Source organism: Anaerotruncus rubiinfantis, from assembly GCF_900078395.1.
GTDB classification, from domain to species: Bacteria; Bacillota; Clostridia; order Oscillospirales; family Ruminococcaceae; genus Anaerotruncus; species Anaerotruncus rubiinfantis.
Genome location: NZ_FKLA01000009.1, coordinates 2,228,937 through 2,243,131, shown reverse-complemented (window position 1 = coordinate 2,243,131; position 14,195 = coordinate 2,228,937). Strand labels below are relative to the sequence as shown.

Genomic DNA, 14,195 nt, shown 5'->3' with positions numbered 1-14,195 from the left:
GGAGGGAATGAAAAATGAGTAAGAAACCTTTGACGATTCAAAAGAAGACGGGGATCCTTTCCTCCGCAATTACGCTGATTGTTGTGGCATGCCTGATCCTGATCAATGTGGTTGCGATTGTTGCGACCGAAAAATACCCGGTAAAACTCGATTTGACCTCCAGCAAGGTTTTCCAGCTTTCTCAGGAATCGGTCGATTATCTGGGCGGCCTGGATAAAACCATCGACGTGACCGTGATGAACTCTGAAAGCAATTTTGGAAACAGCGGTGAATACTATGTGCAGGCTTTGGCGGTGCTCAAGCAGTACGCGCAGTATTCCAAGAATATCCATATTAAATATGTTGATATCCTTGCCAATCCGACCTATGCGGCGCAGTATCCGGATCTGGGGCTGCAGGTGAACGATATCCTCGTGCAGTGCGGAGACAACATCCAGAAGCTCACCGCCAACGACATTTTCAATGTCGAACAGAACTGGTACGGAGGCAGTATCACTTCCTCGAACGCCGAACAGGCGATGACCAGCGCAATCATGAATGTGGCGAGCGACGAAAAGGTCAAAGCAGTGATCCTTTCCGGACATGAGGAGTCGGACAGCGGCGCGTTCCAGGAACTGCTGGCGAAGAACGGCTACGACGTTTCCTCAGCGTCGCTTCTGACCGACGAGCTGCCGTCCGACGCGGCGATCCTGATGATGGTCGCGCCTTCCCGCGACATCATGGAGGAGGAAGCCAAAAAGCTTGACGCGTTCATGGAAAACGGCGGCGCGTACGGGAAGAATTTCCTCTATTTTGCCTCCACCCGTCAGGGGTCGCTTCCGAACCTGGAAGCCTGGCTTGCCAAATGGGGAATCAAGGTTGGGGACGGCTCGGTCATTGAGACAAACCCCAACCGTGTCATCAGCCAGAACCCGTTTTTTGGAATCGCGGACTTCACCGATACCACCCTCACCGGGATGATGTCGAATACCAAGATCCCGATGACCGTGCCATTCTCCCGTCCGATGGAGCTTCTTTTCTCCGAGTCGATGGGCTACAAGACAAAGACGCTGCTTTCCTATGCGCAGTCAGCGGGTATTGCCCCGGTCGATGCGCAGTCGATGGATGAGATCACAACCAGCGGGCAGCCGATTCCGGTTGCGGTGATGTCCACCTACACCAAGGACGCCGCCAAATCCAATCTGCTGGTTTTCGGCACCGAACTGGTGTTGACAAATTCCCTGCTCCAAAGCGGATCGCTTTCAAACGCGGATTATCTGCTTTCGGCTGTGAACACCCTTACCGAACGCGAAAATGTCATTTCGATCGCGCCGAAGGTGCTGGGCGGCGGAAACATTGTGATCACTCAGGCTGAGATCCTCATCTACGCTGCGCTTCTGATGATCGTGCTGCCACTGGCCGTATTGATTGTCGGCATCTCTATCTGGCTGCGCAGAAGACGCAGATAAGGAAAGCTGGTGACGCAAATGAAAAAACAGGTTACAATTTTGGTGATATGCCTGGTTGTTCTGGCCGGTCTGGGCGGCGCGCTCTTCTTTGCGCTCCAGCACGGCGATGAGGAAGCTGAGGCAGCTTCCAGCAACCCGCAGGTCACGTTGCTTGCGGCGCAGCCTGCGGATATTCAGTCGGTTACACTGCGCAATGCCAAAGGCCAGCTGGCCATCACTCGCAGCGGAGACACGATGCAGGTCGAGGGGCTCGATGGGATCACGCTTGCGCAGGCCCCGATCGACACGCTTCTCGGCCAGTGCGCCGCGATTACCGCAAAACAGGAAATCTCCGCTGAAACAGGGAATCTGGCGGATTTTGGGCTCGACCCGGCCGCGGCAGAGGCGAAGATTGTACTGGCCGATAAAACGGTGGTGCTTAAAGTCGGCGGCGACGCGCCCGCTGGCCTCGGCAAATATGCTGAGGTTGACGGTAAACTTTACCTCATGGAGCCGGACAGCCTGTCCGCCTTTGAAACCGGCGCGGCCGATCTTGTCTCGACAGTGATTGTCCCGACGCTGACACAGGATATACAGATTGAATCGGTCACGCTGACCAACCCGGCAAACAGAGAATCGCCGCTTTCATTTACCTACCAGCCCGCGCCGCTCATCTCCGCACCGTCGGATACCTCCGGCAGCGGCGAGGAAGCGGAGGAAAAACCGGAAGCCACCTGGCTGATGACCTCTCCAGCGGAGGAAGTCCTTCCAGCCGCAAATGTGGACTCCTGGGCAAAGGGCGTATTTGGCCTTGCGGGGCAGGCAGTGGCGGCGATCCGTCCGGATGAAGGGCGGCTTTCCGGGTTTGGCCTCATCGAACCGCAGGCCGCGCTGGAGCTGAAAACCTCCGATGGAAAGACGACCCGGCTGATCGCTTCAAAAACGGCGGACGGCGCCTGCTATGCCATGGTGGAAGGCGGTGCGGTGGTTTACACGGTTTCCGAGTCGAGCATCCCATGGCTCACGATGACGGTCGAACTGGCCCGAAAGAGCATCTTCCCGCCGACTGAAACCGCGGCGGTCCGGCAGATGCAGATTCAGAGCGGAGAGACCTATACGGTGCTCAACGGGCACGGCGCTGTTTCGATCAACGGAAAAACGGCCGCCCCGGAAAAGGTTGGAGAACTGGTGCGGCAGGTGCTCATGCTGCCGCCGAAACTGCCGAAGGCAGAAATTGACCCGACGCTTGACCCCGCGGTGACCATCACAATCGCCTATGCCGACCAGTCGCGAGGTTCAGATCTGCTGGAACTTGTGCCGACCGGCAGCGGAGACCTTTATATGATTCTGAACGGCGAATGCAGTTACATCACAGAGGAAAGGCAGGCGACCGACCTGCTTGAAAAGTGTCAGGCGGCCCTGGCGGAATAAGCAAAAGCACGCGGACATGTCCGCGTGCTTTTTTTTCCATTCCATGCTATAATATGCGCATGGCAAACGGCGGGTGTAGTTTGCGTCCCGCTTTTTTGCAGGCGTTTCGTGCCTGCTGCTATGCTATTGCTGTGAGAAAAAAGGAGGTTCGGCATCGATGTTGTTTTGTAAGATCGATCTGCTTGATGAAAATATGTGTTATCAGAGGGACAGGTATGTCGGAATCCGGGATGGAAGGATCGCCTACATCGGAACAAAGCGTCCTCAGGAGAATTTTGGAGAATGCTATGATGGGAACCATAAACTGCTGATGCCGGGCTTTGTCAATGCGCACAGCCACTCCCCGATGACACTGCTGCGCGGTTACGCCGAAAACCTGGCGCTTGCCGACTGGCTGAACACCCGGGTGTTCCCGTTTGAATCAAAGCTCACCGACGAGGCGATCCACCATGGGGCGCTGCTCGCGGCGGCGGAAATGCTGCGGTTCGGCGTGACCTCGGCCACCGATATGTATTTCGGCGGACAGGCGATCTGCGAAGCGTTCTTGAAAGCCGGGCTCAAAATCAACCTGAGTATCGCCCCCACCTGCTCTGATCAAACCGATCTTTGGGATCTGCCCGAATACCGGGAGGCGCGCGAGATTTACGCGGAATATCACGGCGCGGGGGAGGGCAGGATCAAAATCGATATGAGTATCCATGCGGAATACACCTCCACTCCAAAGGTGGTCGGCCAGATGGCTGAAGCGGTAAAAGGCCTGGGCGCTCGGATGCATGTACATCTTTCAGAAACGAAGGCGGAACAGGAGGCCTGCAAAGAGCGGCACGGTAAGACCCCGGCGCGGTATTTTTACGACTTGGGACTGTTCGACGTTCCCGCCACGGCGGCCCACTGCGTCTGGATCGAAGGGGAAGATTTTGATATTCTGAAAGAAAAGGGTGTGACTGTCGCAAACTGTCCGGTCAGCAACCTCAAGCTCGCGAGCGGCTTCTGTCCGGTGCCGCGGCTGCTTGAAAAAGGGATCAATGTCGGCATCGGAACCGACGGGGCAGCCAGCAACAACAGCCTCAACATGCTCGAGGAGGTTAAACTCTTTGGAATTCTCTATAAAGGCGTGACCGGCGATCCAACCGTCGTCACGCCCGCGCAGGCTCTCTATGCCGCCACCCGCGGCGGCGCGTGCTCCCAGGGCAGGGAGGACTGCGGGCTTGTGAAGGAGGGCTTCAAAGCCGATCTCATCGTAATTGACACCGATAGGCCTTATCTGCATCCGCGCCATGATCTGGCCTGCAATCTTGTGTATGCCGGGCAGGGGAGCGATGTGACGCTCACAATGGTCGACGGCAGGGTGCTCTATCGGGATGGGGAATATACGACGCTCGATTATGAAAAGGTGGTCCGTGACGCGGAGCAGTCCACGTCGGCAATCCTGGCGCAGCTTTAATAGGTGGAGGCGGTAAAAATGGACGAACGTTACAGCCAGGCGGCTGATTATCTGAAAAGCAAAATCCCATTCCAGCCGGAAGTCGGCATCATCCTTGGCTCCGGGCTTGGCGGACTTGCCGACCGGATCGAAGACCCGATCGCGGTGCCTTATCATGAGGTCCCGCATATGGCGGTTTCGACCGCGCCGGGCCACAAAGGCAGGTTTATTGCGGGAAGGATTGCGGGCGTTCCGGTTATCTGCATGCAGGGGCGGCTGCACTGCTACGAAGGCTATCCGATGCGTGATGTGGTGTTCCCGGTGCGGGCGATGCGGCTTTTGGGCGTGGAGACGCTGATTGTCACAAACGCCGCGGGCGGCATCAACCTCGATTTTACAGCCGGGGATCTGATGCTCATCACCGACCACATCAATTTTCTGGGTGAAAATCCGCTTGTCGGGCCGAATGAAGCAGGTTTCGGCCCGCGCTTCAACGATATGAGCTACACCTATACGAAACGTCTGCAGGAGCTTGCGCTGCAGGCGGCAAAGAAGACTGGAATCGACCTAAAACAGGGCGTTTACATCGCCTGCAAAGGTCCGAGCTACGAAACGCCCGCGGAAATCCGGGCGTTCCGCGCGCTGGGCGCGGACGCGGTTGGTATGTCGACCGTGCCGGAGGTGATCACGGCCGCTCACTGCGGGATGCGGGTGCTGGCGATTTCACTCATCTCGAACATGGCGGCGGGCGTGCTCGATCAGCCGCTGGACGAACAGGAAGTGATCGACGCGGGCGAGCGCAAAGCAAAAGACCTCCAGAAACTGGTGAGCGCGGTGATCGCCAGGCTGGGAGGCGCGGCGGATGTGTAAAAATATCATGGCCTATGAGGCCGTAGCGTTTGATGAAGGCAAGCAGGAGCTTGTGATCCTCGATCAGACCCGTCTGCCGGGGGAAACAGTGCTCTTGCATCTGCACGACGCGGGCGGCATCTGGGAAGCAATCAACCGGCTGCGGGTGCGCGGCGCGCCAGCGATCGGCGTGGCGGCGGCAATCGGAATCGCGGTGGTCGCCGCTCGGATTGAGGCGGACGATTTTACGGCGTTCTTCGCCGCCTTTCAAAAGCAGAAGGAATATCTTGCGTCGGCGCGGCCGACGGCGGTGAACCTTTTCTGGGCGCTTGACCGGATGGAGAGGGCAGCGCTTGCCTGCAAAGCGCTGCCCGTCGCGCAGGTGAAGGAACAGCTCCTTCTGGAAGCGAAACAGATCAAGGAGGAGGACGCCGCAGTTTGCCGTGGAATCGGAGAAAACGGGCTTTCCCTTCTGTGTGACGGGGACGGGATTCTCACCCACTGCAACGCGGGACAGCTTGCGACCGCAAAATATGGCACGGCGCTCGCGCCAATCCATCTCGGCGCCCAGCGTGGGATGCGCTTTCACGTCTATGCCGACGAAACCCGCCCGCTTTTACAGGGCGCGCGGCTCACAGCCTACGAGCTCACCAGCGCGGGGATCGAAACCACCCTCATCTGTGACAATATGGCCGCTTCGATGATGCAAAGCGGCCGGATCGACGCGGTGCTGGTCGGCTGTGACCGGATGGCGGCCAACGGCGACGCGGCCAACAAGATCGGCACGCTCGGCGTGGCGATCCTGGCAAAGCACTTTGGAATCCCGTTTTATGTCTGTCTGCCGGCTTCAACGGTCGATTTAAACTGCCCGGACGGCGGCACGATCGAGATCGAGCAGCGCCGCCCGGAGGAAATTACCGATCTCTGGTACCGGGAACGCATGGCGCCCCGGGATGTGGACGTCTGGAATCCCGCTTTCGATGTGACGCCGCACGAACTGATCACGGCGATTGTCACAGAACGCGGCGTGCTGCGTGCGCCATTTGAACCGGCACTGCAAAAACTGTGCACAAGATAAGAAAAAAGGCCATCCGTTTTTATCGGATGGCCTTTTTTCGCGTTCATAGAAGGATAGCCGCCGCGGCAATCGCGAAAGACAGAAGAAACACCGCGTAGTCGCGGGCGGCGAACCGGTAGACCTTATAGCCCTGCCCGCGTCTGCGCAGATTGAAACCGCGCAGCTCGGCGGAGATCGCGCCGCCGTCGATCCGCTTGACCGAGGAGATGAGCAACGGTACGCAGAGCGGCAGCAGCAGACGAATTTTTTTGAAGAAATTTTTTGTGTCGAATTCTACGCCGCGCGCGGTCTGCGCCTCCATGATTCCGGACATCTCGCTCGAAAAAATCGGGATGAACCGGATCGCGGTGGTGAGCGCAAAGGCATATTTGTACGGCACGCCGGCCTTTTCCACCAGTACGTTTGCAAGGTCGCTCATCCGGGTGATCGAAAGCATCAGGGCGAGCGGCATGGTGGCGGCGATGAGCCGCAGGACAAACAATAGTGAAAAGGAAAACCCCTTGTCGGTGATAAAAAGCCCGAACGGCAGACTCAGAAGGATATTGCCGTCACGCACAAAGAAAATCTGCAAAAGAAAGAAGAAGGCGGAGAGCTTTATAAGCGCGCGCAGCATCCGCAAAGCGCGGCTGAAGATACCGGCACAGGCCGCCATGCAGAGGTTCAGGAGGATAATCCCCACGACAAAGAGATGGCGATTGGAAAGAAAACATGCCATACAGAGCAGCAGCGAAAGAAAGAGCTTGGTCAGGGGATTGAGCCTGTGCAGAAGACTGCCGCCCGGCACATAGTCGAGAAATCCGCCCATCAGCGCCCGCTCCTTTCCACAATGCGGTCCGTCATCGCGTCAACTGTGTAAGCGCCTTCGTAACCCGGCCCAAGCCGCAGCGCCAGCGCCATGATCTGCGGCGGGAGCAGATGGGCCTTTGCGAGCAGCGCGCGGTCGGTCATGACCGTTTCCATAGGCCCGTCGGCCAGCATCCGGCCGCCGCTCACCACAAGCACCCGCTTTGCAAAGTCCTGAACAATCTCCATGTCGTGAGTTACCATAAGGATGGTGGCGCCCTGTTCATTGAGCTGCCGAATGATCTCCATGATCTGCATGCACTCCTGGTAGTCAAGCCCGGTGGTGGGCTCGTCAAGGATAAGAATTTCCGGCCCGCAGGCCAGCAGTGAAGCGAGTGCTATGCGTTGGCGTTCGCCGCGGCTCATGCCGAACGGGTCGCGGCTGCCGTCAAAACCAAACAGAGAAAGCGTCCGTTCGCAGCGCTCCTGCCGTTCGGCGGGGTCGTCCACCGCGTATTCGAGCCCAAAGAGGATCTCTTCCCGGATGGTGTTCTGGCAGATCTGCCGGTCCGGGTTCTGGAACAGGAAGCCAACAAAACGGGAAAGCTGGCTGGTCTTGGCGGTTCTGGAGTCCCTCCCCCTGACCAACACCCGCCCAGAGGTGGGTTTTAAAAGCCCGTTGCAGAGCTTGCTGATAGTGGACTTGCCTGCGCCGTTCGCGCCGATGAGAGCGGTGAAATCGCCTTTGCGGATGTGGAAATCGAGGTGGCTGACGGTGACCGCTTCCGCGTACTGGAAGCTCACGTCCTCAAACCGCAGCATGCGAAACCACCTCCCGTACCATCTTTTCCGCTTCGTCCAGGTTGACCGGCAGCGCGCCGTCGCAGAGCCCACGCTCCCGCAGCCGGTTTGCCAGGGTTGCGACGCGCGGGATGTTGATGCCAAGCGCTTCGAGCGCGGCGGCATTTTGCAGAACCGCTCGCACCTGACCGTCAAAGGCGATCCTGCCGCCGTCCATGACGAGCAGGCGGTCGGCGTATTCGCAGAGCAGCATAATCTTCTGCTCGACGACAATGACCGTCATGCCGTAGTCACGGTTGAGGCTGCGCAGCATCTCAAAAATCTGTACGCTGCTCTGCGGGTCGAGCTCGCCGGTCGGCTCGTCGAGCAGGAGGATCTTCGGCCGCAGCGCCACGATCGAAGCGATCGCGACCTTTTGTTTCTGGCCGCCGGAAAGCGATCGGATGGCGCGGTGGCGCAGGTCAGCGATGCCTACCGTTTCGAGTGCGCCGGAAAGGCGCTCTTCGATTTCTTCGCGCGGAAAACCGAAATTTTCAAGTCCGAAGAGAAGTTCATCTTCCACAATTGACGCGACCATCTGCCCGTCAATATCCTGAAAGACGCTGCCGGCCAGCTTCGAGAGGTTCTCCGGCCGCACCTCCACGGTGTCCATCCCGCCGACTTGCACGCTGCCGTAGAAGTCGCCGGCGTAGTGGTGGGGGATGATCCCGTTGATCGCGTAGGTGAGGGTGGATTTGCCTGCGCCGCTTACGCCGATGATCCCAATGAAGTCGCCTTCTTTAACGGTGAGGTTCACATCCCGCAGCGCATAGCCTTTGCCGTCTTGATATTGGAAGCTCAGGTTTTCTATTGTAATCATGTCCGTTCGTCCCTTTCGTGGATTTTTGAAGCGCTGTCATTTACTTTTTGAGCGCCAGTTTGAGCGGCAGATACAGCACCTGGACAATAACCGCATTGATGAGCGCGGTGCCGAAGATGATGGCGAGGAATGCTGCCAGCGGGGTGGGGGTGATGTCCGCGCCGGTATAATAGGCGAGATACATGATGCCGATGAAGCAAAAACCGCTGACCAGGGTGGAGAGGAAGGTGCAGACGACCGGCGCGAAGGAAACTTTGCCTGCCCGCATTGGAATTCGGATGAGCAGGCACATCGCAACCGCGCCGACCAGTTCGCTCGCGAAGTTGATGTATGGCTGGCCGGGGAAGAACTGGCAGATTGCGCCCGAAAGCAGGCCGATTATGGCGGCTTCCCGGACGCGGGGCCGGATGAGCAGGATGACGAGGCAATACATTGCGATGATGAAGTTCGGTTTCATGCCGAAGTTGATGACCGACCCGACAAAGAATTTTAGAACGGCGCCCGCCGCGAGCAGGATACCGATGAGCAGGACATCGGATACGCCGAGCCCCTGTTTTTCCTGGGCGGCTACGGTCCTTTTTGCTGCGATAGTTGTTGCTTTCTCCATGGTGATACATCCTTTCCGCGCGTTTCAAAATTTTTTTGTTTTCGTTCGCCGGCCGCGCCACCGGCATTTTGCGGGGGAGGGGATTTCGATGCAAAACACAGGTTTTGCATTTGCCCGCCGCAAATGCGGCGGTGAAATTCCCGGTTGGCTGGAAAGCGATGTTTCCCGGACAAATAAAAAAGTCCGTCCTTAAAAATAAGGACAGACTCTAATCTGCGGTACCACCTTAATTGACCCACCGCTGACGCGGTGAACCCACTTTCACAAAAATGCCAACACATTTTCTGCCATTAACGCCGGCCTTCGTCGCAGATACTCGGCGCAAAAACGCCTTTCACCTTGCCCTCAGTGGTCCATTTGCCAAGCCGCATTTCCGCAGGACTCTCACCATCCGCCTGCTCTCTGTGGGCGCGCATCATTGGTTTGATCTCCACATCAAAGGTTTCGCTTATTTGTTTTGCACATAATAGCACAGGGACTTTTCCTTGTCAAGACTTTCCTGTGATAATATACAGAAAAATTTCTCTGCGATTCGCTATTGTGTGCGGGGAAAAACATCTGTATAATGATAATAACTGCTGTTTAGGAGGACAAAAAAATGGCATCAAAAGTATTTTTTACCAACCTGCGCACCACCGAGGACGAGAATCTGCTGCAAAAGCTGCGCCGCCTGATTGTGACGGCGGGCGCAGGCCAGATCGACTTTAAAAACAAATATACCGCGATTAAAATCCATTTTGGGGAGCCGGGAAACCTGGCCTATCTGCGTGCGAATTATGCGAAAGTCGTCGCGGATTATGTGAAGGAACAGGGCGGCCGGGTTTTCCTGACCGACTGCAATACGCTTTATGTCGGGCGGCGCAAAAACGCGCTCGATCATCTCGACGCTGCCTATGAGAATGGCTTCAGCCCGTTTTCCACCGGCTGCCATGTTCTGATTGCGGATGGGCTCAAGGGGACGGATGAAGTGCTCGTGCCGATTGACGGCGAATATATCAGGGAAGCCAAAATCGGGCGTGCAGTGATGGATGCGGATATCTTCATCTCGCTGACCCATTTCAAAGGGCATGAATCCACCGGAATTGGCGGAACGCTCAAAAATATTGGGATGGGCTGTGGTTCCCGCGCGGGCAAAATGGAAATGCACAGCGCCGGAAAGCCCTTTGTGGAGCAGGATCGCTGCGTCGGCTGCGGCGCCTGCCAGCGCAACTGCGCGCACGAAGCGATCACAATGGAAAGCCGTAAAGCCCTGATCGATCATAACAGATGCGTGGGCTGCGGCCGCTGCATCGGCGTCTGCCCAATGGATGCCGTCCACGCCGCAGAGGATGAAGCCAACGATATCCTCGACTGCAAAATCGCGGAATACACGCTTGCCGTTGTCAAGGGCCGCCCGCAGTTCCATATCAGCCTGGTGGTGGATGTTTCTCCCTACTGTGACTGCCATTCTGAAAACGACCTGCCGATTGTCCCGGATGTCGGAATGTTTGCATCGTATGACCCGGTTGCACTGGACATGGCCTGCGCCGACGCGGTGAACCGGCAGCCGGTCATGCCGGGCAGCCGCCTCGACGAACAGCCGAAGGGTCACGGCGACCATTTCTGTAATAACCATCCCGTTACCAATTGGAAGATGTGCATCGACCATGCGGTAAAGCTGGGAGTGGGCAGCGCGGATTATGAACTGATCGAAATATGATTGAGACGAAAAACCCGGAATGGGCCTCCGCGCTGCAGCGGAGGCCCATTCCGGGTTTTGGAGAAATATCTGGAGAAAAGAGGACGGCTGTTTATTTACCGATGAGGCTCTTGCACCAGGTTATAAAGCCTTTCTTTTCCGGCTCAGCCGCGACCGTTTCCACAACCGGTTCGGGAGCTTTGATCTCATCGGTTTTCATGACGAATTTGACTTCGGTTTCCAGATCGTCCGGCGCGTCGGTGAAAATCCGGTATTGTTCGGAAAGCTGCACAAAGAGCTCCTTGCGTTCAAACAGCTCGTCGACGTCGTCCATCTTGCCAATCGCGTTGCCGACCGCGTCCTTGGCCTGGAGATTATCCAGATTTGCAATGATTTTGCGGGAAATTTCGACGTTCTGATCCTGCATCGCCCACCGCAGCGATTCGCTGACATTGCGGTATTCTTCCAGGTCATTTTTCATTTTGAGCAATGTTTCGGTCGTTTCCGGAGAGGCGTGCAGAGATTTGTTCATATCCTTTTGATTGAGATCGCGCCGCAGGGCTTTGAGGATCGGACGCGCGTCGCGCAAATCTTCGCGCAGATCGTCATAGTCCTCCACGAGATCGAGCAGGTCCTCGTCGTCGAGCTTCTCAAGCAGCAGGGTGAGGGTGATCATATTGTCCTCATTTTCTGCGATGTGGCGGCGCAGGGTGTTGATGAGGTCGACGATGTACTCCTCCTGTTCGGCTTCCGGAACGTTTTTCAGCAGCGGCGCAAAGGCATCTTTGGTCAGTTCCCGCAGGGCGTTGACCTGCGGGAGCATCTCCCGCGAAAAGGCCATTGCCGCTTGGAGCTCGTCTTCGGTGAGCCCTTCCGTCTGCATGGCTTTTTTGAGCGCGCCGAGGTCGGTGCGCAGGCCCATCAAAAGCTGCATCTGTGGATCGCTCGACTGTTCGAGTACCTTGCACAGCGCGTCGAATTCCTCGGGGGACAACCCTTCCAACACTTCAATAATCCGTTCGCGCGGGGTCTGTCCGGCGCCCAGCGCACGCGCGCTGCGCAGAGATTTTTTCGTACCGGCCTCCGGTTCGCGGTCATCATTTTTTTCTGCTGCGGATTCGTCTGGGGTGCTGTTTTTTTCGTCGTCCAAAACGGGCTCCTCGGCCTGGCTGGCACCGTCGGATTCGCCGGGGATGGGTTTCTCAGAACCGCCTGCCGGATCGGAAATGTCTTCCGTGGTGGGGTCGCTTTCGGAAGGGCCTTCATCTTCGGTGGCGCTGAATTCAGTATTTTCGATGTACCCGGCCAGTACGCGCGAGCGGACAACGCCGTTTTGGGTAGATACAGTGATGACGGCGGGCTCGCTGCTGTCGGCTGAATCACTGGCGGAATCACCGGAGGTTACATCCGAACCTGGATCGCCAGAGCTGTTTTCCTGAGCGTCCGAGCCGCCTTCCTCGGCTCCCGAAACTTCCGGATCGGCGGAACCGTCGGATTCGCCGCCGTTTTCCGAAGAACCGTTTTCAGAATCGACAGGTTCTGTGGATTCGCTTTCCTTGTCAGACTCGTCGGAAGGCGTTTTGTCCGGCTGTTCCTCTGAATGCTTCCCGCCGCCGGGAGAAACGGGATTTTTTACCGGACGCTCCTCCTCTTCAAGCAGTTCCAGTGTGGTGGGCGCTATGTAGCCGTAGGCCATATCCATCCCAAGCAGCACTTTATCGCTGTCCGGAAGAATGGTGGAAAGCGCGTAAAGCAGCTCCTGATTGGTGATCTTCCCGGTGCCGGGCAGCTGGCCTTTGAGCACCGAAACGATCAGTTTCTGGAATGCTTCGTCATTGAGTTTTTCGATATCCGGCAGCAGAGCCATGAGCGGATCGCTGCAGTTTAAAAGCTTTTGCAGGGAAGCCGCGCCTTTTTGCGCACCCTCGCCGTCCATGGCGTTTAAGAGCGCCACGCCTTCGGTAATCAGCCGGTCGACCTTGCGCCGGTCGAGCTTTTTGAGGGTGTCGTAATCGTCAAGAAGTTCCTGTAGGCGGGCGGTGGAGAGGTCGTCGGCCAGGTCTATGATCTCATCGACCGTCTCGTCGTCGAGCAGGGTGTCGAGACTGTTTTCCCGCAGGTCGTGATTGATGCGGTCGTAAATTTTGATGTTTTCTTCGGTGACATATTTCGGAAGGATATCGAGGATATCCTTGTTGAGGTCATAGAACGCGAAAATATCGTCCACGAGGACCTGCGCGCCGACTGTGCGCTCCGGATTGGTGATGAGCGAGCGCAGGTCCCGTACCGGATCGACCCGTTCGAGGTCGTTTTGCATATCCTGCAAGTCGTATAGGTCCTGCTCCATATCGTCAAGTTCCTGGCTTTTTTTGAGGTCGTCCAGGTCGGGCAGCTCGGTGGTTGCCGCGATGCCGATGGGCCCCATCTCAAATTCGGTCACGTCGGCGGTAAGGGTGAATTCCTCGGGAAAATCGAGGTCATTGATTTCGGAAAGGCTGTAGCCGCCGATGTTGAGGCTTTTGGCAAGGCCAGGCATCGAGACGAACGCGACCGCCTGGCTGTTGCCGTCGCTCACGAGATTGCCGTCGCTCAGCTCGATGTTGTCGAAATGATCGTTCGAGAGGCTCATACCCGCGATCACCATGAGCGGTGTGGACATGGTGGAAGACTTACCCGCGACAGTGACCTTGTGGCTGGTGGTGTTTTCAAACCGGATGGTCATTTCGAGCTTGCCGGATTTCCCGGCGATCTTTTCCGGGGACATTTTTTTCCCGTCGAGCTTGTAGGCGATGTCAACCTTGAGCGGCAGCTTTTTGTCGGTGGTCCCCTGGTAATAAAGGTCGTTGCCGCCCAGCTTCCAGACAAGGTTTTCGCCGTCCTGTGTAGGCGTTTCGTCGCCTTTGATGTTTCGGACATTTTTGAGGTTGGTGCGGTCGGTAAGCTGTGCGCCCGTCTCGTCGCTGTGCAGCCAGTCGGAGACGATCGTATCGTACGGCGTACCATCCGCTTTGAGATTGACAAAAACCGTTTCGGTTTTTTTGCCCTTATAGGCCGGAGCGGCGGATGCGGAAAAATCCTCGCCGGCATTTGGCGCGCTGCCGGCAAATTCAGCTGCCGGGACGGTTTCGGGCGCTGCCGGAACCGCCGGAGAGACAGCTCCCAAATCGGAGGCGGTGACGGCAATCGAGGCCGCGAGGACGACCGCGAGCGTGCCGCCGCTGGCGCGCAGGATGCGTTTATCGAGTTTCATAGATATTCC

12 protein-coding genes are annotated in these 14,195 nt (G+C 57.1%); 6 read left to right on the top strand and 6 right to left on the bottom strand.

What is annotated here, in order from left to right; genetic code table 11:
• Positions 1-14 precede the first annotated feature (14 nt).
• From BN4275_RS16240 to mtnA, 5 genes are all read left to right on the top strand, one after another.
• Positions 15-1,448 carry a GldG family protein gene (locus tag BN4275_RS16240; RefSeq protein WP_066460068.1) on the top strand — a complete coding sequence of 478 codons (1,434 nt, stop codon included), beginning with the start codon at positions 15-17 and terminating at the stop codon, positions 1,446-1,448.
• An 18-nt stretch (positions 1,449-1,466) separates the two neighbouring features.
• Entirely contained in the window at positions 1,467-2,858 is a 1,392-nt protein-coding gene (locus tag BN4275_RS16235) for a DUF4340 domain-containing protein (protein WP_066460067.1), read from the top strand.
• 157 nt (positions 2,859-3,015) lie between these two features.
• A complete protein-coding gene (locus BN4275_RS16230) occupies positions 3,016-4,302 on the top strand; it encodes an amidohydrolase (RefSeq protein WP_066460066.1) in 1,287 nt (428 codons plus the stop codon).
• A gap of 18 nt (positions 4,303-4,320) precedes the next feature.
• Positions 4,321-5,151, top strand: a complete 831-nt coding sequence (locus tag BN4275_RS16225) for a purine-nucleoside phosphorylase (protein WP_066460065.1) — start codon at positions 4,321-4,323, stop codon at positions 5,149-5,151.
• Positions 5,144-6,208, top strand: coding sequence for an S-methyl-5-thioribose-1-phosphate isomerase (gene mtnA / locus BN4275_RS16220; protein ID WP_066460064.1), 1,065 nt, complete (start codon positions 5,144-5,146; stop codon positions 6,206-6,208). Before BN4275_RS16225 ends, mtnA begins: the two co-directional genes overlap by 8 nt.
• A gap of 43 nt (positions 6,209-6,251) precedes the next feature.
• On the opposite strand, the gene BN4275_RS16215 is transcribed toward mtnA, so the two are convergent.
• The 5 genes from BN4275_RS16215 to BN4275_RS17400 all read right to left on the bottom strand — a co-directional run bounded on the left by BN4275_RS16215 (position 6,252) and on the right by BN4275_RS17400 (position 9,731).
• A complete protein-coding gene (locus BN4275_RS16215) occupies positions 6,252-7,013 on the bottom strand; it encodes an energy-coupling factor transporter transmembrane component T family protein (protein WP_066460063.1) in 762 nt (253 codons plus the stop codon).
• The gene (locus tag BN4275_RS16210) at positions 7,013-7,813 is read right to left on the bottom strand and encodes an energy-coupling factor ABC transporter ATP-binding protein (RefSeq protein WP_066460062.1); all 801 of its coding nucleotides are present in this window, start codon (positions 7,811-7,813) and stop codon (positions 7,013-7,015) included. The genes BN4275_RS16215 and BN4275_RS16210 overlap by 1 nt, the downstream gene beginning before the upstream one ends.
• Positions 7,800-8,651 carry an energy-coupling factor ABC transporter ATP-binding protein gene (locus BN4275_RS16205; RefSeq protein ID WP_066460061.1) on the bottom strand — a complete coding sequence of 284 codons (852 nt, stop codon included), beginning with the start codon at positions 8,649-8,651 and terminating at the stop codon, positions 7,800-7,802. Before BN4275_RS16205 ends, BN4275_RS16210 begins: the two co-directional genes overlap by 14 nt.
• A 40-nt stretch (positions 8,652-8,691) precedes the next feature.
• The gene (locus BN4275_RS16200) at positions 8,692-9,258 is read right to left on the bottom strand and encodes a tryptophan transporter (RefSeq protein WP_066460060.1); all 567 of its coding nucleotides are present in this window, start codon (positions 9,256-9,258) and stop codon (positions 8,692-8,694) included.
• Between the two features lie 290 nt (positions 9,259-9,548).
• Complete coding sequence (locus tag BN4275_RS17400) at positions 9,549-9,731, bottom strand: hypothetical protein (RefSeq protein WP_147349437.1); 183 nt, start codon at positions 9,729-9,731, stop codon at positions 9,549-9,551.
• 125 nt (positions 9,732-9,856) lie between these two features.
• Here BN4275_RS17400 and BN4275_RS16195 point away from each other — a divergent pair, with 125 nt between their 5' ends.
• Positions 9,857-10,957 carry a DUF362 domain-containing protein gene (locus BN4275_RS16195; RefSeq protein ID WP_066460059.1) on the top strand — a complete coding sequence of 367 codons (1,101 nt, stop codon included), beginning with the start codon at positions 9,857-9,859 and terminating at the stop codon, positions 10,955-10,957.
• A gap of 91 nt (positions 10,958-11,048) precedes the next feature.
• On the opposite strand, the gene BN4275_RS16190 is transcribed toward BN4275_RS16195, so the two are convergent.
• On the bottom strand, positions 11,049-14,186 hold the full coding sequence (locus BN4275_RS16190) for an ICP22 family protein (RefSeq protein WP_066460058.1): 3,138 nt from the start codon (positions 14,184-14,186) through the stop codon (positions 11,049-11,051).
• Positions 14,187-14,195 lie beyond the last annotated feature (9 nt).

Excerpts from the sequence above, each read along its gene's own strand:
- BN4275_RS16240 (WP_066460068.1), top strand. The coding sequence starts at position 15 with ATGAGTAAGAAACCTTTGACGATTCAAAAGAAGACGGGGATCCTTTCC.
- BN4275_RS16235 (WP_066460067.1), top strand. The coding sequence starts at position 1,467 with ATGAAAAAACAGGTTACAATTTTGGTGATATGCCTGGTTGTTCTGGCC.
- BN4275_RS16230 (WP_066460066.1), top strand. The coding sequence starts at position 3,016 with ATGTTGTTTTGTAAGATCGATCTGCTTGATGAAAATATGTGTTATCAG.
- BN4275_RS16225 (WP_066460065.1), top strand. The coding sequence starts at position 4,321 with ATGGACGAACGTTACAGCCAGGCGGCTGATTATCTGAAAAGCAAAATC.
- mtnA (WP_066460064.1), top strand. The coding sequence starts at position 5,144 with ATGTGTAAAAATATCATGGCCTATGAGGCCGTAGCGTTTGATGAAGGC.
- BN4275_RS16215 (WP_066460063.1), bottom strand. The coding sequence starts at position 7,013 with ATGGGCGGATTTCTCGACTATGTGCCGGGCGGCAGTCTTCTGCACAGG.
- BN4275_RS16210 (WP_066460062.1), bottom strand. The coding sequence starts at position 7,813 with ATGCTGCGGTTTGAGGACGTGAGCTTCCAGTACGCGGAAGCGGTCACC.
- BN4275_RS16205 (WP_066460061.1), bottom strand. The coding sequence starts at position 8,651 with ATGATTACAATAGAAAACCTGAGCTTCCAATATCAAGACGGCAAAGGC.
- BN4275_RS16200 (WP_066460060.1), bottom strand. The coding sequence starts at position 9,258 with ATGGAGAAAGCAACAACTATCGCAGCAAAAAGGACCGTAGCCGCCCAG.
- BN4275_RS16195 (WP_066460059.1), top strand. The coding sequence starts at position 9,857 with ATGGCATCAAAAGTATTTTTTACCAACCTGCGCACCACCGAGGACGAG.
- BN4275_RS16190 (WP_066460058.1), bottom strand. The coding sequence starts at position 14,186 with ATGAAACTCGATAAACGCATCCTGCGCGCCAGCGGCGGCACGCTCGCG.